This window comes from Phenylobacterium sp. (genome assembly GCF_004799515.1).
Taxonomy (GTDB): domain Bacteria; phylum Pseudomonadota; class Alphaproteobacteria; order Caulobacterales; family Caulobacteraceae; genus Phenylobacterium.
This window is the reverse complement of sequence record NZ_SSMX01000039.1, coordinates 1-17,032: the sequence shown is the minus strand read 5'-3', so window position 1 is coordinate 17,032 and position 17,032 is coordinate 1. Positions and strand designations below refer to the sequence as shown.

The following is a 17,032-nucleotide window of genomic DNA, read 5'->3' as shown; positions in this document are numbered from 1 at the left end:
ACCATGGCCTATGAGTTCATCACGGTCGCGCGCGAGGGGCCGGTCACGACGGTGACGCTGAACCGGCCGGAGGTGATGAACGCGCTGCACTCGCCGGCGCACTTCGAACTGGCCGAGGCGTTCGACGCCTTCTCGGCCGATCCCGGGCAGTGGGTGGCGATCGTCACCGGGGCGGGCGAGCGGGCGTTCTCCGCCGGCAACGACCTGAAGCACCAGGCGGGCGGCGGGGCGATGCAGTCGCCGCCGTCGGGGTTCGCGGGGCTGACGCTGCGCTTCGACCTGACCAAGCCGTTGATCGCGGCGGTGAACGGGGTGGCCATGGGCGGCGGCTTCGAGATCGCGCTGGCCTGCGACGTGATCGTTGCGTCCGAGGCCGCGGTCTTCGCCCTGCCGGAGCCGCGGGTGGGGCTGGCGGCCCTGGCGGGCGGCCTGCACCGGCTGCCGCGCGCCATCGGCGCCAAGCGGGCCATGGGCATGATCCTGACAGGGCGGCGTGTTTCTGCGGCGGAGGGCCTGGAGCTGGGTTTCGTCAACGAGGTGACGGCCCCTGGCGAGCTGATGGCGTCGGCCAGGCGCTGGGCCGCGCAGATCTGCGAGCTGTCGCCGATGTCGATCCGCGCCTCGAAGCAGGCGGTCTACCAGGGTCTGGACGAGCCCTCGCTGGAGGCGGCGATCAAGGGCCAGAACCGCTATCCGGCGGTGGCGGCGCTGTACCGCAGCGAGGACTTCGTGGAGGGTCCGATGGCGTTCGCGCAGAAGCGGCCGCCACAGTGGAAGGGGCGGTGACCACGGCCTTGACGGCGTGAACAAAAGGAGATCATTCTGCCGCCTCAAGCTGTGCTGTGGGGCGAGGCATGAAGGGGTTGCTGTCTTATTTGTCGTTTCGAGGTCGGACGAACCGGGCGCGCTATTGGCTGTTCGTTGGGGCGTTCTGGGGGATCATCATCGCCTGGTCGATGGTGTTGACGGCGGTCCGCAGCATCTTCGGGGAAGGCGCCATGGCCGTAGTGGTAACGGGCCTGCTTGGCCTGCTCAGCCTGCCATTTCTAGTCGCGCTTTTCGTAGCCATCGTGGCGAACGCTGCGCGCCGCCTGGATGACCGGGACAAATCAGCTTGGTGGCTGTTGCTCTTTGTGGGCATTCCCGGACTTCTACTCACGCTAGCGGAAGCGGGACGGCCCAGCGGCTCCGGTGACGCCGGTGCATTCTCAGGCATGCTCGCTTTGCTGAGCCTGCCGTTCTTGCTGTGGGGCTTTGTGGAGATCGGCTGCATGCCGGGGACGAAGGGGCCGAACAAATACGGCGAGGACCCCTTAGCGCGGGCGCCGCAGGAAGCGTTCGCCTGAACGCCCAGCAACGCTTGCCAGAACCTGACGCTCGCGTCAGGTTCGCTGCCAACTAACCAACGATCAGGGAAGCGGCGCGGCAGGCCATGGAACGCTACGACTACATCATCATCGGCGCGGGTTCGGCGGGCTGCGTGCTGGCCAACCGGCTGAGCGAGGACGCCGACAAGCAGGTGCTGCTGCTGGAGGCGGGCGGCAAGGACAGCTCCCTGATGATCAAGATGCCGGCCGGGGTCGGCGGGCTGATCAGCAAGGAGGGGCCGCAGAACTGGGGCTTCTGGACCGAGCCGGAGCCGCATCTCAACGACCGCAAGCTGTGGTGGCCGCGCGGCAAGGGCTGGGGCGGCTCGTCCTCGATCAACGGCATGATCTACATCCGCGGCCACGCGCGCGACTACGACCAGTGGCGGCAGATGGGCCTGCCGGGCTGGGGCTACGCCGACGTGCTGCCCTACTTCAAGAAGTCGGAGAGCCTGGAGGGCGGCGGCGACGCCTGGCACGGCGGCTCTGGCCCCTTGAAGGTCTCCAAGGCCTCGGCGGCCAACCCGATCTATTCGGCGGCGATCGAGGCGGGCGCGCAGGCCGGCTATCCGCTGACCAAGGATTTCAACGGCTTCCAGCAGGAAGGTTTCGGCCCCTATCAGCTGACCATCCACGACGGGCAGCGGTGGAGCGCGGCGCGGGGCTACCTGCACCCGGCGCTCGACCGGCCGAACCTGACCTGCCTGACCGGGGTGCGCACCACCCGCATCGTGGTCGAGGACGGCCGGGCTGTCGGCGTCGAGATCCACGACGACAAGACCGGGACACGGCGCATCGTCCAGGCCGACGCCGAGGTGTTGCTCTGCGCCGGCGCGGTTCAGTCGCCGCACATCCTGCAGCTGTCGGGCATCGGCGATCCCGAGGAGCTGTCGGCGCACGGCATCAAGGTGGTCAAGGCGCTGAAAGGCGTCGGCGCCAACCTGCAGGACCACGTGGACGTCTGCCTGAGCTGGGTCTGCCCCAAGCCGATCACCGCCTATTCGATGCGCAAGGGCCTGATCAAGACCCTGGGCGTGGGCCTGAGCTACATGCTGTTCGGCAAGGGGCCCGGCCGGCAGAACTTCCTGGAATCCGGCGCCTTCCTGCGCTCGCGGCCTGACCTGGACCGGCCGGACCTGCAGATCCACACGGTGCTGGCGATCATGCAGGACCACGGCAAGGTCGCCGTCGAAAAGGACGGCTTCACCTTCCACGTCTGCCAGTTGCGGCCCGAATCCCGCGGCCATGTGGGCTTGAAGTCCGCCGATCCGCTGGCCGATCCGGCGATCTTCGCCAACTACCTGGCCACCGAGGAGGACCGCCGCGCGATCCGCGAGGGCGTCAAGATGATGCGCAAGGTGGCTGAGCAGTCCGCGCTCGATCCCTACCGCGCCGAGGAATACGCGCCCGGCGCGGCGGTTCAGACCGATGCGGAGATCGACGCCTGGATCAAGCGCTCCGCCGAGACGATCTACCACCCGGTGGGCACCTGCCGCATGGGCGCGCAAGGCGATCCGATGGCGGTGGTGGACGCCGAGTGCCGGGTCCAGGGCCTGGCCGGTCTGCGGGTGGTCGACGCCTCGGTCATGCCGACCCTGGTGGGCGGCAACACCAACGCCCCCACCATCATGATCGCCGAGAAGATCGCCGACGCCATCCGCGGCCGGGCCTTCCTGCCGGCGGAGGACGCGCCGGTCTATGAGGATGGGAGGGTAGCGGCTTGATTTCTCCCTCCGCCCGTCCCGGCGAAAGCCGGGATCCAAGCTGAGTCTGGTTTTAATCTCGGACGCTGAATCTTGCCGCCGTATGGATCCCGGCTTTCGCCGGGACGGGCGGGGAGGGTTATTTGATCAGCGCGCGCCGCCACACGCCGTCCGCCTGTTCGAAGCCGTTGTCGGCGTAGAGGTGGCGGACGGGGCCGTTCCTTGGGGTCTCCAGGATTTGGGCGAGCACCTCGGCGTGGCGGTCGGCCAGGGCGTCGAGGATGAAGCCCAGAAAGCCGTGCTCGACCTTCAGGCCGATCACCCGGCAGCTCATGGCGAAGGCGGCGATCTCGGAGCCCTCGGCCACGGCGGCGGCCACCAGGCCGTAGTCGCCGAAGCGGTCGCGGCAGTGGGCGACGAAGACGTTCCCCGCCTGGGCGTGGCGGGCCAGCTCGCTTTCCGAATAGGTGCGGCCGGTGGTGTTGAACTGGGTGGTGCGCTGGAAGAGCTCGGCCACCCGCGAGAGTGTCGCCGGATCGGTGGGCCGCTCGAAGGCGGTGACAACCTCCAGCGAGGCCAGGAAGTCGTCGCCGCCGGCCGCCAGGCCGCGTTCGCGGGAGAGCTGGGCCTTCACGAGGTCGGTGCGCGCCGCGCTCTCCTCGGTGACCTTCAGCACCTGGAATCGCGGATCGGTGAGCAGGATGCGGCGGATCGCAAAGGGGTCTTCGCCCAGCACATCCACCTGCGGCAGGGCCTGGCGCACGCGCTCGCGCTCCACCGGGTGGTCGTCGACGAAGGCGAAGGCGTCCAGCGCGAAGCCCAGTTCGTCGGCGATGGAGGCGATGTTCGTGGGCTTGTCCTGCCAGTTCACCCGCCAGGTGACAAAGTCGTCGGGGGTCAGCAGGCGCTCGCGCGGATAGTGGTCGGGATACTTCCAGAGTTCGCGGACCAGGGCCTCGTCGTTCTTGCTGACGCAGGCCAGCAGGATGCCGCGCTTCTTCAGCGCCAGGCAGGCCTCGTGCAGGCCGAAATAGAGTCCGATGTAGGAGTTGTGGCCGCTGATCTCCGGCGTCCAGGCGAAGGGCGCGCCGGTCTCCGCCAGGACCCCAGGCCACAGGGTCCCGTCGAGGTCGAGGATGACGCACTTCTTGCGGCCGAGGCCCATGACCACGCTGAGCAGGTCCATGTGGGCCTTCGCCACCACCGCCTCGCGCCGGTAGAGGTCGGGGCCGACCAGGGCTGCCAGCGGGGCGGTGTCGGGGAAAAGGCCGTGAACGGCCTCCAGCTCGACGGCGGGCCGCTGCAGCATCCAGCCGGGCGAGCCGAAGTGGGTGAAGCCGACGAGGCTGTCGTCCAGCAGGCCGGCTGCGCCCTCGGCGGCCACGGCTGAGGCGACGTCGACGACGTGGACCCCGCTGTACTGGAGGGCGAGCGCCTCCAGGCCGTGGTTCAGGAGGCGGAAGCGGTTGCGGTGGCTGAATGGGCCGCGATCGGCGAAGCCCAGGGGCTGGACGGTAGGCTCGGGCAGGGCGTCGATCAGGATCGGCGCGTTGGAGTGGGCGCGCAGGCCCTCAACGATATGCTTGGCCTCTGCCAGGTAGACGGCAGTGGGATCGCCGCCGTGGTCGGCGGGCGATCCCTTGGCCACCAGGTGACGCGAGCGCAGGGCGCCGATCAGGATCGCCTGGTGCGGCCGCTCGGCGGCCAGGCGCAGGTCGTCGGGGAAGCTCGCGGCGACGCGTAGGTCGACGTCGCGGGCGGCGGCCTCGCGGCGTAGGAAGTCGGCCTCCATCTGCAGATCGCAGTCGCCGAACAGCAGCACGTCCCAGCGGTGCGTCTTGGGTCCGCCGAGGTCGCCGGGCCCCAGGGCCCGGGTCACCGACCAGTAGGGATTGGCGCCTTCGCCGGCCGTCCGGCGCAGCTGGTCCAGCGCCTCGCCGGGATCGCGGCCGTGCAGGTCGTTGAGCTTCTGCGCTATGGCGGCGGCCTCGCCGGCCGGATCGAGGTCGGTCAGCACCCCGCGCTCCATCAGGCTGGCCAGGCAGCCGGCCAAGGTGTCGGCGTCGATGGAGAGCGTGGCGCGGAGTTGGGCCAGGTCGCCCGGCATGTCGCGCGGCGCGCCGAACCAGTCGACGATGCCGGCCACCTCGGCGTCGATCACCAAGCGCAGGTGGGTGAGCGCATGGACGATCAGCACCCGGTCTTCGCCCAGTGGCGTCAGGTGGATGTAGGTGGATCGGCGAATGAGCATCGCGCGCGTCTTCCCGTTAAGGATGTCGCGTTGACCCTAAGGGTGCGTCGCCTGCCTGAGGGTTAAGATCGGCGCGCTTGGCCCTCAGGGCAGGACGGAGAACGCCACGCCCCGGCTGGTCGACGCCGGGATGCCGCTGTTGTGGGTTTCCCGCGGGAAGAGGGCGTACTGGACCCTGTAACCCGGCGGCCCCTTCAAGGCCTGCAGCCGGGTGGCCAGGTCGACCATGCGATCGTCATTCATCATCTTGAGCACATCGGCGCGCGCCTTGCCCGAGGCGGGAACGTCGGGAGACTCCGCCGCCTGCTCCCAGCTGTCCGACGTGATCAGCACGCGCGGCGCGACCTTGCCCGCGCGCACGGCCCCCGTGAACGCCGCCTCGCTCTTCAGGAGTTCTCGGCCGTTGAACCAGATCGAGGGGCTGCCGGCGACATAGGTCCGATAAGCCTCCGGGTGATGGAAGAGGACGTGCAGGGTGAAGAGGCCGCCGTAGGAATAGCCCATCAGGGTCTGGTTGGCGGGATCGACCGGGTAGGTCCTGGCGACGATCGGCCGGAGCTCCTCCATCATGGCGCGATGGAAGGCGTCGGCGCCGCCGTAGTCGTCCGCCTTCTCTCCCGGCTGCAACATGGCGGCGTCCGGGGGCCAAGGGGTCAGATCGCGGTTGCGCAGCGTCATGGTGGCCATGACGTTGGGGTAGGCGATCCCGACCACGATGGCCTGCGGGCGCCCGCCGATCGCGCCCAGCAGGACCTGCGCGGCGGCGGTGGGAAAGGCCATGTCGCCGTCCAGCACATAGATGACCGGATAGCCGCCCTTGGGTGGCGGGCCGGTCGGCCGGGAGATGTAGATGCGGTAGGTCCGCCCGGTGATCTTCGACGCCAGGTCGAACTGCTGCGCCATCGGCAAACTGGCCGGCGCCATGGCCGGCTGGGAAGCCGGCGTGTCCGCCGCCGCGGTGGGCGCCTGGGCCGCCAGGGCGAGGGCGAAAAGCGGGGCGAACAGCATGAGACCTCCGGAGCCTGGCCGGAAGACTGTCATGCGCAACGGGGATTCGCGAATCGCCGGCGGCGATCCAGCCCGCGCCTAGGAAGCTTTGCCCTGCTGGCTCTCTACCCAGGCGGTGAGGCGGCGTTGCGCCTCCACGCCGCCGAAGAAGGAGAGCAGGACGTAGCGGCTGCCGCGGGTCACCGGGGCGGCCTCGTGCAGCAGGGAGGCGGAGAAGACGATCGCCCCGCCGGCGGGCGGGTTGTAGCGGTGGTCGTCGTACTCGGGGAACAGCAGCTCCCCGCCCTCGTACTCGGGGGTGTTGAGGTTCAGCGAGACGGCGAACTCGCGGAAGGCGGTGTGCGGCGCGGCGTTGTCGCGGTGGCGGCGGAAATAGCCGCCGGTGTCGTCGTAGCGGGCGATCAGGATGCGGTCGGCAAAGGCCATCTCCGCCTGGTAGGCGCGCTTGATCTCCGGGATCAGGCGAGTGGTGAACAGCTTCAGCACCTCGCCATAGAGCGGCATGTCGGCGGTGAGTTCGGTGTCGCGGCGCTTCTTCTTGGCCTCGTCGAGCTTGGAATAGGCGCCGGTCTCGCCATAGGCGGCCATGGCGCCGGCCTCGTGCGGCGAAGCTTCGAAGTGGTCGATGAGCGCGCGGCAGAGCTGCGGCGGGGCGATGTTGGGGATGATCAGCACCGGGGCGCAGGCGGGGCGGATCTGCGAGGGCTCCGCCCAGATGCGCGGCGCCTGCTTGCCCAGCCAGGCGGAGAGGTCCAGCGCGCCGTCGAGGGCGGCGATGTCCACCACCCGGCCGCTGCGGTCGACCAGGATGGCGGCGGCGGCGCCGGACAGGTGGGTGGCCTCGACCTCGGCCGCGCCGCTCAGGAAATGCAGCTGGTCGCGGGTCTGCGGATCGGCGGCGAATCGGGCGGTGAAGGGCGGCGAGGCGGGGGCGAGCGCGGCCACGTCGACGCCGGCGGCTTGGAACAGGTCGTTCGAATCGCGCAGCTTCTGCAGGACGCTAGCGGCGAGCTCCGGCTCCAGGCCGCCCAGGGCCGCCAGCACCACGGGCCGGCCGGCTTGGGCGTCGAGGGAGAAGAAGCGTCCGGACGCTGTGGCGCCCAGGATGACCGGCGCGCGGTCCCCGATCGAAAACGGCAAGGCGGTCCCCTCCATAGCTTCTGGAGCCTCCAAGGCTGCCGGTGATTTACGCCTTACCGATTTCGCCTTCCTTGCGAATATTGCGGTTCGCCCGCGCCGTCTCCGTCAGTGCGCGGCCGACTGGGCGTCCGCCAGCTTGGCCTGGGCTTCGGCGACCTTGCCCTGCGGCTCGACCTCCAGGCGGAAGGCGCGGTCGTCCTTCAGCACCAGTTCGGCGGCGTGCTTGACGTCGGCGGCGGTGACCTTCTCGGTGCCGGGGATCATGTGGCGGATGAAGTCGAGCCGCCGCGGATCGGTCTGCGCTCCCGACAGCTCGCCCAGCCAGTACTGGTTGGTGACCCGGGCGCGTTCGATGTTGTCGATGCGCGGCTTCTTGGCCCGCTCCAGTTCGTCGGCGGTGACGTCCTTGGTGCGCAGGTCGGCGGCGATCTTACGTACGTCGGCGAAGAAGCCGTCGAGCTTGGCCGGCGGCACCTCGACACTGGCGGACAGATAGCCCCAGCCGGTCCAGGTCAGGCTGTGGGCGTAGCTGACCGAGGGCGAATAGGTGATGCCCTGGTTCTCGCGCAGCTCGTCGATCAGCCGCAGGCCCATGACCTCGCCCAGGACGTCCGTCTCCAGCGCCTGCTGCGGATCGGCCCACAGGTCGTTGGTGGGCCAGGCCACATAGCCGATCGACTGGTCGGCGCGGCCCTTGTGGGTGAGCAGGATCGGCCGGCTGTTGGCGGCGGGGAAGGCGATGGCCTTCTGGGCCGGGGGCACAGGCTGCTCGGCGCGGCGGGCGGGCAGGGCGCCCACGGTGCGGGCCACCGCCTCAATGGTCTTGTCGACGTTGACGTCGCCGACGATCACCACCTCGACCGGATCGTTGGCCAGGTGCGGGGCGATCTGGGCCTGCAGATCGGAGAGCTGCGCCTTGGCGATGTCGTCGCGGCTCGGATAGGTGAAGCGGCGGTCGCCGGCGTGCAGCAGGCCGGAGAGCTCGCGGCCCATCACCCCGCTGTCGGTACCGTCCATCTGGTCGTGCACGGTCTTGCCGGCGGTCTGCTGGCGCTTGAAGGCCTCGCTGCGCCAGCCCGGATCGGTCAGGTAGGCCGTGAGCACCTGCAGCTCCGTGGGCAGGTCGGCGGTGCGGGTGCCGCCGGAGAGCACGAAGGCGTCCTCGCCGACCCCGAAGCGCACGCCATAGACCTTGGACGCCAGCACGCGCTCGGTGTCCTCGTTGTCGATCCGCTTCAGGCCGCCCTCGACGAAGGCGTTGCCGAACCAGGCCAGGCTCTGGCGGTCGCGGGGCAGGTCTTCCAGGCCGTCGCCGACGTTCATCCGCACCAGCACCTCGTCGTCGCGGAACTTGGTGGGCTTGATGGTCAGCCGCACGCCGTTCTCGAAGCGGACGAAGACGGTGTTGAAGTCTTCGACTTCCCTGGTCTCGGCCACCTTGCCGGGCTCGCCGAAGCTATCGTAGGGCCAGGCGACCTGACGCGGGGCGGTGGGCGCGGCCACGGCGACCTTCAGGGTCGAGGCGTATTCGTCGAGCAGGGCCTTGTCGCCGCCGGTGATCGGCTTGGGCGAGGCCATGAACAGCAGCGGGCCCTGGCCGGCGAAGCTCGTCTTGAGAGCGGCAGACACCGTCTCGGCCTTCAGCCCCTTCACCGTGGCCTCGAAGAAGGCGAGGTCTGCGGCGGGGCTCGTGACCACGTCCTCGTCGCCCAGGGAGCCCACGATCTCGTCGGCGATCTGCGAGGGGCGGCGCGTGGCGGCCCCGGCGACGGCGGCCTCGGCGGTGGCGCGTTCCTCGGCGATCTCGCGGTCGAGTTCGTCCTGGCGCACGCCGTACTGCACGGCGCGGCGCTCCTCCTGCTCGGCGGCGGCCAGGGCCGTGCGCCAACCGTCCGGCTGGGCCACGACATTGACCATGGTGACCTCGGCGGAGTGCTCCTGGTCGGCCTTGAAGGCCGCTGCGCCGAGGAAAGGCGGCTCGGGCGAGCGGGCGATCGCCGAGAGCCGGCGGTTCAGCACCTCGAAGCCCAGGCGCTCGATCAGGTCCTGGCGACGGGTGGCCAGGCGGTCGGGGCGGGTGTCCGGCGGCCGCACCCAGGTGAGCTGCAGGTTCAGCGAGGTCCCCGGCTGGACCACCAGCTTGGCCTCGGTCTTGCGCGGCTGGACGCGGCCGAGGTCGGGATCGAGGCCGGCGGGACCGACCGGCTGCCAGTCGCCGAAGCGGGCGCGGATCTTGGCCTCCATGGCGGCCACGTCGAAGTCGCCGACCACGACCAGGGTGGCGCGCTCGGGGCGGTAGTAGTGGTGATAGAAGTCGGCGATCAGGCTGGCGGGCGCGCTCTTCAGGACGTCGACCTGGCCGATCGGATGGCGGGTCGGCAGCCGCTGGCCGGGCAGCAGGAAGGCCATGCGGGTCTTGAACACCTGGTAGGCCGGGCTGTCGCTGGAGCGCTCCTCCGACAGCACCACCCCGCGTTCGCGGTTGACGGCGTCCTGCGCGAGGGTCAGCTCGGAGGCGGATTCCCGCAGCAGTTTCAGCGAGGTATCGACAGTGTCGTCGTCGGTCTTCGGCAGGTCCAGCTTGTAGACGGTCTCGCTGAAGTTGGTGGAGGCGTTGGTGTCGGCGCCGAAGGCCAGGCCGTGGCGCTCCAGGATCTTGATCATCTCGCCTTCGGGCACGTTCTTCGAGCCGTTGAAGGCCATGTGCTCCAGGAAGTGGGCGAGGCCCTGCTGTTCATCGGTCTCCATCAGGGAGCCCGCGTCGAAGCGCAGGCGGATCGAGGCCTGGCCGGCGGGGGTCGCCTGGCGCTCAATGGCGTAGCGCATGCCGTTGGGAAGCGACCCGAAGCGGACATCGGGATCGGCCTTGATGTCGGACTTGGCCTGCGGCCATTCCCCGGGCGCGAGCTTCGGCAGCGTCGCCGGGGCCTTGTCGCCACCGAACTTCGGCAGGCTGGGCAGGCTCGGCAGATGCGGAAAGCCGATGGCGCCGGCGAGACTGGGGGCGGCGAGGGAGAGCACGGCGGCGAGCGCGACGCCCGCGCGCAGGGAACGGATCATAGAAAAGTCCCGAAGACGTCAGAGGGATTGGGCCCGCAACATCGCCAAGCGAAGTGGCGGCGGCAAGGCAGGACGGCGCCAGTGTCGTAACTGCGACAATGCGCCTAAATGAGGTTCGATGACTGAATCACCGTTCGAACAGACGCCGCCGCAGCCCCCGCCCTGGGCGCCAGACCCTGAGCCACAGCCGGCTGAGCGCCCGCGGCCCGCCCGCGAGCCGGTGTTCAACGCCCCTTGGCAGGCGGTGGCCGTCGTGGTCCTGATCGTCGGCGGCTATGCGGTGCAGACCCTGTTCCCGGTGGACGCGGTGCTGGCGGCCTACGCCTTCGCCCCGATCGACCTGACGCCGGCGCGCTGGCCAACGGTGATCACCTCCATCTTCCTGCACGGCGGCTGGGCGCACGCGATGATGAACGGGGCCTTCGCGCTCGCCTTCTCCGCGCCCGTGGCCAGGTTGTTCGGGCCGAAGATCGAGGGCGCGCTGCTGTTCTTCGGCTTCTATCTGCTGTGCGGGGTGTTGGCCAACCTGGGTTACGCGGCGGTGCATCCGCACGGGCAGGTGCTGGTGGTCGGCGCTTCGGGCGCGGTCTCCGGTCTGATGGGCGCCGCGGCCCGGCTGATCGGCGGGGAGGGCCGTGTCGGCCCGGTCTTCTCGCGCACCGTGCTGGGCATGGGCGGCGGCTGGATCGTCATCAACCTGATCATCGCGGTCTTCGGCGGCTCGTTCATGCCTGGCGCGGGCAACGCCGGGGTCGCCTGGGAGGCGCACATCGCCGGCTTCATCGTGGGCGCGCTGCTGATCGCCCCTTTCGCGCGCCTCGCCCCGGCGCCGGACATCGGGCCCTAAGCCTTCAGCGCGGCCTCTACCTGGCGCACGACGTCGGCCCAGGGCGTCGGGGCCTGGTGCATGGCGAAGACCCGGTCGACGGCCAGGTGCTCGCGGTCCACGGCCTGGACGACCTCATGCATCAGCTCCGGGTCGTAGAGGGCGTGGGTCTTGTCATCCAGGGAGAGCGTGTCGCTGGCGTAGAGCAGGCGATGTTCCGGGAAATAGACCATGTACTGCCGCTCGGTCGCCGCGCCGCGCAGGGGATAGAGCACCATGCGGTTGGGGCCTGAGCCCAGCTCAAGCCTGCCGGACACGACGCGCAACTGCGCCGGCTGGGGCGCGGTCTGCTGCTGGTCCGGATGCAGGGCGTGCGGCGCGTGGACGGCTCGGTCGACCAGGTCGCGGTTCAGGTCCAGCACATAGACGGGCAGCTTCTCGGCCACCGCCTGGCGCACGCCGGCGAAGTGGGGCCAGGAGTCGGAGGTCGACAGCACCGCCTTGATCGCGACGCCCGGGTTGTCGGCGCGGGCCTTGGCCAGGGCCTGTTGGGCGAAGAAGGGCGAGATCGGCGCCTCCAGCACCACGATCCCGTCGGCTTGCTTCACGAAGGTCATGTTCCATGAGCCCTGGTAGAGGTCGACGCCGGGGGCCAGCGCCACGTGATGCGAGGCGTCGAAGGGCCGCTCCCAGCGGAAGGGACGGGCGGCCTGCTGCGCGGCGGAGGCGGGCAGGGCCATCTGCTTCTCGTCGAGGGGGACGTTGAACTTCAGGTCCAGCACCTGGGCCGAATCCCAGAGCACGCCGTTGCGCTCTTCTATCCTGTTGGTCGGATAGAGGACGCCGCCGATCAGCTTCCAGTTGTCGAAATAGACCCGTTGGGCGACGTCGCCCCAGGCGAACCAGAAATCACCGCCGAACACCTGGGTGGATTCCACGGCGTCGGGCAGGTGGTTGTCGGCGTTCAGCAGCACCTTCACCGTCGTGCCGTTCCAGGCGAAGGCGACTACGGCGTGGCGGGTCGAGCGCAGGGTCTCGGCCGGCAGGTAGTGCAGGTCGGCCGCGGCCGAGGCGGTCAGCAGCAGGCGCTCCGGCCCCAGCTCCAGGCGCTCGCGCGAGGGGATCGAGACGACGCTCACCGCGCTCTCGGCCTGGTCGGTCCCGGGGTCCGATTCAGGCCATAGGGCCTTGCCATCGGTGCGCTGGCGCTTGCCAGCGAAGTCGAGGGTCACCTGATCGCGCTCGTAGGCGGTGATGAACGGCGCCTGGCGGTAGGACTGTTCGGTCAGGGCGGTGTGCTCGGCGATGTCGAAGCGGGCGTTGGCGATCGCCGCCAGCCGCTCGCGCCCGCCCACGGCGGTCAGCGCCAGGCCGACGCACTGGCGCGCGTCGATCCCCTCGCAGCCTGGATGGGCCGCCGCCGGCGCGGCGAGGACGGCCGTCGCGGTCAGAGCCGAACATCCGAGTAAGAGGGCCGCCATACCACGCGCCAGATCACGCCGTCGCATCGTCCACTCTCCCTGAGATTCCCTGCACCGGGATCATCACGCCGCCGGCGTCGGCGTCGAGTGAAGCTTCGGTAAGGGGCGGGCCGCCGACTTCCGTCCGTCACACAGGTTCGATAGCGTCCCGAATCAGGCAAGGGGGCTTCGATTGAGTCGGATCCTGGCGTGGCTTCTGGCGGCGGTGCTCAGCCTGGCGTGGCCAGTGTTCGCCGTGGCCGCGCCGGCGCAGGCCGACACGGGGCTGCGCAAACTCCAGCACATCATCGTCATCTTCCAGGAGAACCGCTCTTTCGACCACTATTTCGGCGCGCTGCCCTATGCGCCGGGCTCGCCCTACCATGGTTCGCGGAGCTGCAAGCCGGACGACCACGCCTGCGTCGACGGCCTGACCTGCAAGCCGGGGCCGGGCGGGACGCTGACCTGTTCGGACTGGAACGCCCACGCCGACGGCCGCAAAGTCTTCGCCTACCACGCCGCCACCCGCTGCATCGCGCCTGACCTAGACCACGAGTGGCAAGGCAGCCACCGCGACGCCAACTTCGCCCATCCGGACCGCACGCTCACCGAGGCCAAGAACGACGGCTTCGTGATGCAGAATGACATCATGGCGCCGGACAGCCACCGCACCGGCCCCGCCGACGGCGGCCGCGCCATGGCATACTACACTGGGGACGACATCCCGTTTTACTACGCCGTCGCCCAGACCTTCGCGATCAGCGACCGTTATTTCGGCTCCCTCCTGGGGGCCAGCGACCCGAATCACGCCTTCCACCTGACCGGCAGCTTCTTCGGCCACATCACCGACGAGGAGGTCTCGCCGCCGGCCGGGGGCTACAAGCCTGCGCAGGGCACGATCTACGACCTCCTGAGCGCCGCCCACGTGGACTGGGCCGAGTCGTTCCAGGACGTGCCGGAGGGTCTGGCCTACCTGCGCCTGGGCGACCCGCACTTCATCAAGCACGCCGACCTGCTGGACCGGCTGAAGGGCGCCCCGGACGCCAAGGCCCTTCCGGCGGTGGTCTGGGTCAACGCGCGCAAGGGCTACTTCCAGCACAACACCAACAGCGACGAGCACCCTTCCAGCGACATCCAGCGCGGCCAGGCCTGGGTGTCCGATCTGCTCAATGACCTGCGTCACGGGCCATACTGGAAGGACACAGTGGTCCTGATCACCTACGACGAGGCGGGCGGCTTCTACGACCACGTCAAGCCGCCGCCGGCCCCGCAGGGCGGCCAGCGCACGCCGGACGGGCTGAACCCCGGCGACTGCTCAGAGGGCCCGTTCGTCCCGGCGGCTGGGAAGAAGGGCGGCGGCGTGGTCTGCGCCCGCGAGCGCAAGATCGGCACGACCTATGACGAGATCCTGGGGATCTGCCCGCAGTACGATCCGAACAAACCCTATCCCGCGGCGTGCCCCAACTTCGACCAGCTGGGCTTCCGCGCGCCCCTGATGGTGGTCTCGGCCTTTTCGAAGACGGCTTATGTCTCGCACCGTGTGGCCGACCACACCTCGCTCCTGGCCCTGATCGAGAAGCGGTTCCTGACCGGTCCGGACGGCAAGACCCAGCACCTGACGGCGCGCGACGCCAACGCCTGGACGCTGGAAGACATGTTCGACTTCAAGACCTCGCCGTCCCTCGCCGCGGTCATGCCGCCGCCGGCCCCGCCGCCCACCGTGGACTGCACCCCGAAGGCCTAGCGCCTCGCGACGGCTGGCGTCTCCAAGCGCGGCCGGCCTCACGCGCGCGTGCTTTGCGCCCGCGGCCTTTTGGCGCGACCCTGTTGCGATAAGAACAGAGAAAGCGAGGAACGTCCGATGCTTGTCTCACAGATCCTGCGGTCCAAGGGCGACACCGTTTTCACCGTCGCCCCTTCGGAGACCATCGCGGCGGTGGCGGCGCTGCTGAATTCCAGACGGGTGGGCGCCCTGGTGGTCCAGGACGGCCCCGACGTCGCCGGCATCGTCTCGGAGCGTGACGTGGTCCGGGCCATCGCCGAGGGCGGCGCCGCGGCGCTCGGCCGGCCGGTGGAAAGCGTCATGACCCACGACGTGCTGTTCGCCCAGCCAGGCGAGACGGTCGATTCGCTGCTCGGCCGCATGACCGACCGGCGTATCCGCCACCTGCCGGTCTGCCAGAAGGGCAGGCTGGTGGGCATCGTCTCCATCGGCGACCTGGTGAAGTCGAAGATCAGCGAGGTCGAGGCCGAGGCCGACGGGCTGAAGGCCTATATCGCGGCGAGCTGAAGGGGCGCCGAATCGCCGCCCGAGCCGGCGGCGTCGGCCAGGGTGTAGGCCTCCAGCACATCGGCGGAGGCGTCGCGGGCGCGCGCCAGCGCCTCGCGCAGGGTGCAGGCGTCGCGGTCGGGGCAGTCGTCGCACTTGCGGAAACCCAATCGCGGACTGACGCAGGGGGCCATGGCCAGGGGGCCATCGACCACCCGGATCACCTGGGCGAAAGTGATCTCGTGCGCGGGGCGCGCCAGGAGATAGCCGCCGAACTTGCCGCGGCGGCTGGCCGCCAGGTCGTTGCGGCAGAGTTCCAGCAGGATCGCTTCCAGGAACTTGCGCGGCGCGTCGGCGCGCGCGGCCAGTTCCCCGGCGGTGAGCTGGGCGCCCTCGGCGCGGGCCAGCTCCACCAGCGCCCGCAGCGCGTACTTCGCTTTCAGGGACAGCATCGCCCTCCTTCTTAGGCTCTCGCGACGTGGCGGCAAGGGCGGAAGGGGCGGGAAGGGCGCCCCGGGCCGCCTCTGGGCGGTTCATGACGGAACGACGAAATTCATTCCGGGCAAAGACGGCGATTGACAGCCCAGGGGTCCCCCCCTAGATAGCGCCTCCCGCTCGGGCGGGGCCTGCCACGGGGTGGTTGGGAGAGGAAGAAATTCCCCTTGCAATTCCCCTCTAGATGGGTATTTTCCCGAGCCTCAATCGAATCGACACCGACTGTATGAGGGTTGCCCCTCGGCGGCCCGGTGCGGTTTTTGCGCCAATTTTTGGAAGCTCACCATGGCTTCCGGAGTGCGGCGGAAAAGTCTGAAAGGACCGATTGACACCATCGAGGCCGGCAACTAGATAGCCGCCTCCGCCGGCCACCGGCGCTAAACAGTGGGGTCGGCGAAAGCCGGTCAGGTCTTTGACATCGTTGAATTGGAAAGAGAAACGCAGGCGGCGGTGTCCTGGCGATGGTCCAACCAGACCATCTCGACACTGACGAACTTGCGGTCTCTTGAAGACACCATGAATATGGATATCCGCGGACCTCGGTTCGCGGGCATCGATGTGAATGGGAACTCGTCAAGAAATACGCAGACTATATGCCAACCAGTTCTTCGGAATTGGGTAAGCTGTAGGTCAGTGCTCAACTCAACCTGAGAGTTTGATCCTGGCTCAGAGCGAACGCTGGCGGCAGGCCTAATACATGCAAGTCGAGCGCCCCTTCGGGGGAGCGGCGGACGGGTGAGTAACGCGTGGGAACGTGCCCTTTGGTTCGGAACAACACAGGGAAACTTGTGCTAATACCGAATGTGCCCTTCGGGGGAAAGATTTATCGCCATTGGAGCGGCCCGCGTTGGATTAGGTAGTTGGTGGGGTAAAGGCCCACCAAGCCTACGATCCATAGCTGGTCTGAGAGGATGATCAGCCACACTGGGACTGAGACACGGCCCAGACTCCTACGGGAGGCAGCAGTAGGGAATCTTGCGCAATGGGCGAAAGCCTGACGCAGCCATGCCGCGTGAATGATGAAGGTCTTAGGATTGTAAAATTCTTTCACCGGGGAAGATAATGACGGTACCCGGAGAAGAAGCCCCGGCTAACTTCGTGCCAGCAGCCGCGGTAATACGAAGGGGGCTAGCGTTGCTCGGAATTACTGGGCGTAAAGGGCGCGTAGGCGGATATTTAAGTTAGAGGTGAAAGCCCAGGGCTCAACCCTGGAACAGCCTTTAATACTGGATATCTTGAGTTCGGGAGAGGTGAGTGGAACTCCGAGTGTAGAGGTGAAATTCGTAGATATTCGGAAGAACACCAGTGGCGAAGGCGACTCACTGGCCCGATACTGACGCTGAGGCGCGAAAGCGTGGGGAGCAAACAGGATTAGATACCCTGGTAGTCCACGCTGTAAACGATGAGTGCTAGTTGTCGGCATGCATGCATGTCGGTGACGCAGCTAACGCAT

The 17,032-nt window shown here is 68.6% G+C and carries 12 protein-coding genes and 1 rRNA gene; 7 read left to right on the top strand and 6 right to left on the bottom strand.

Annotated features, from left to right (window positions below; all coding sequences use genetic code 11):
- Window positions 1-3 precede the first annotated feature (3 nt).
- From E8A49_RS16830 to E8A49_RS16820, 3 genes are all read left to right on the top strand, one after another.
- Entirely contained in the window at window positions 4-786 is a 783-nt protein-coding gene (locus E8A49_RS16830) for an enoyl-CoA hydratase-related protein (protein WP_293384000.1), read from the top strand.
- A gap of 68 nt (window positions 787-854) precedes the next feature.
- Window positions 855-1,346: a DUF805 domain-containing protein gene (locus tag E8A49_RS16825; protein ID WP_293383997.1), complete on the top strand. Its 492-nt coding sequence runs from the start codon at window positions 855-857 to the stop codon at window positions 1,344-1,346.
- A gap of 86 nt (window positions 1,347-1,432) precedes the next feature.
- On the top strand, window positions 1,433-3,091 hold the full coding sequence (locus E8A49_RS16820; protein WP_293383994.1) for a choline dehydrogenase: 1,659 nt from the start codon (window positions 1,433-1,435) through the stop codon (window positions 3,089-3,091).
- A 118-nt stretch (window positions 3,092-3,209) separates the two neighbouring features.
- Here E8A49_RS16820 and E8A49_RS16815 read toward each other — a convergent pair whose 3' ends face one another.
- The 4 genes from E8A49_RS16815 to E8A49_RS16800 form a co-directional block, all read right to left on the bottom strand.
- A complete protein-coding gene (locus E8A49_RS16815; protein ID WP_293383991.1) occupies window positions 3,210-5,321 on the bottom strand; it encodes an HAD family hydrolase in 2,112 nt (703 codons plus the stop codon).
- A gap of 84 nt (window positions 5,322-5,405) precedes the next feature.
- Window positions 5,406-6,329: an alpha/beta hydrolase-fold protein gene (locus E8A49_RS16810; RefSeq protein WP_293383988.1), complete on the bottom strand. Its 924-nt coding sequence runs from the start codon at window positions 6,327-6,329 to the stop codon at window positions 5,406-5,408.
- Window positions 6,330-6,407: 78 nt separating this feature from the next.
- Complete coding sequence (locus E8A49_RS16805) at window positions 6,408-7,469, bottom strand: 2OG-Fe(II) oxygenase (RefSeq protein WP_293383985.1); 1,062 nt, start codon at window positions 7,467-7,469, stop codon at window positions 6,408-6,410.
- Window positions 7,470-7,574: 105 nt separating this feature from the next.
- Window positions 7,575-10,529 carry a pitrilysin family protein gene (locus E8A49_RS16800; protein ID WP_293383983.1) on the bottom strand — a complete coding sequence of 985 codons (2,955 nt, stop codon included), beginning with the start codon at window positions 10,527-10,529 and terminating at the stop codon, window positions 7,575-7,577.
- 118 nt (window positions 10,530-10,647) lie between these two features.
- Here E8A49_RS16800 and E8A49_RS16795 point away from each other — a divergent pair, with 118 nt between their 5' ends.
- Complete coding sequence (locus E8A49_RS16795) at window positions 10,648-11,376, top strand: rhomboid family intramembrane serine protease (protein ID WP_293383981.1); 729 nt, start codon at window positions 10,648-10,650, stop codon at window positions 11,374-11,376.
- On the opposite strand, the gene E8A49_RS16790 is transcribed toward E8A49_RS16795, so the two are convergent.
- The gene (locus E8A49_RS16790; protein WP_293383978.1) at window positions 11,373-12,836 is read right to left on the bottom strand and encodes a hypothetical protein; all 1,464 of its coding nucleotides are present in this window, start codon (window positions 12,834-12,836) and stop codon (window positions 11,373-11,375) included. The genes E8A49_RS16795 and E8A49_RS16790 overlap by 4 nt on opposite strands.
- A gap of 172 nt (window positions 12,837-13,008) precedes the next feature.
- On the opposite strand from E8A49_RS16790, the gene E8A49_RS16785 reads away from it, so the two are divergent.
- Together E8A49_RS16785 and E8A49_RS16780 are read left to right on the top strand one after the other, a co-directional pair.
- Window positions 13,009-14,559 carry an alkaline phosphatase family protein gene (locus E8A49_RS16785; RefSeq protein ID WP_293383975.1) on the top strand — a complete coding sequence of 517 codons (1,551 nt, stop codon included), beginning with the start codon at window positions 13,009-13,011 and terminating at the stop codon, window positions 14,557-14,559.
- Window positions 14,560-14,676: 117 nt separating this feature from the next.
- The gene (locus tag E8A49_RS16780) at window positions 14,677-15,105 is read left to right on the top strand and encodes a CBS domain-containing protein (RefSeq protein WP_293383972.1); all 429 of its coding nucleotides are present in this window, start codon (window positions 14,677-14,679) and stop codon (window positions 15,103-15,105) included.
- Here E8A49_RS16780 and E8A49_RS16775 read toward each other — a convergent pair.
- The gene (locus tag E8A49_RS16775; protein ID WP_293383969.1) at window positions 15,087-15,536 is read right to left on the bottom strand and encodes an Rrf2 family transcriptional regulator; all 450 of its coding nucleotides are present in this window, start codon (window positions 15,534-15,536) and stop codon (window positions 15,087-15,089) included. The two genes, E8A49_RS16780 and E8A49_RS16775, sit on opposite strands and share 19 nt — an antisense overlap.
- Before the next feature lie 686 nt (window positions 15,537-16,222).
- Between E8A49_RS16775 and E8A49_RS16770 the strand changes: the two genes are divergently transcribed.
- A 16S ribosomal RNA gene (locus tag E8A49_RS16770) occupies window positions 16,223-17,032 on the top strand; the annotation flags it as partial.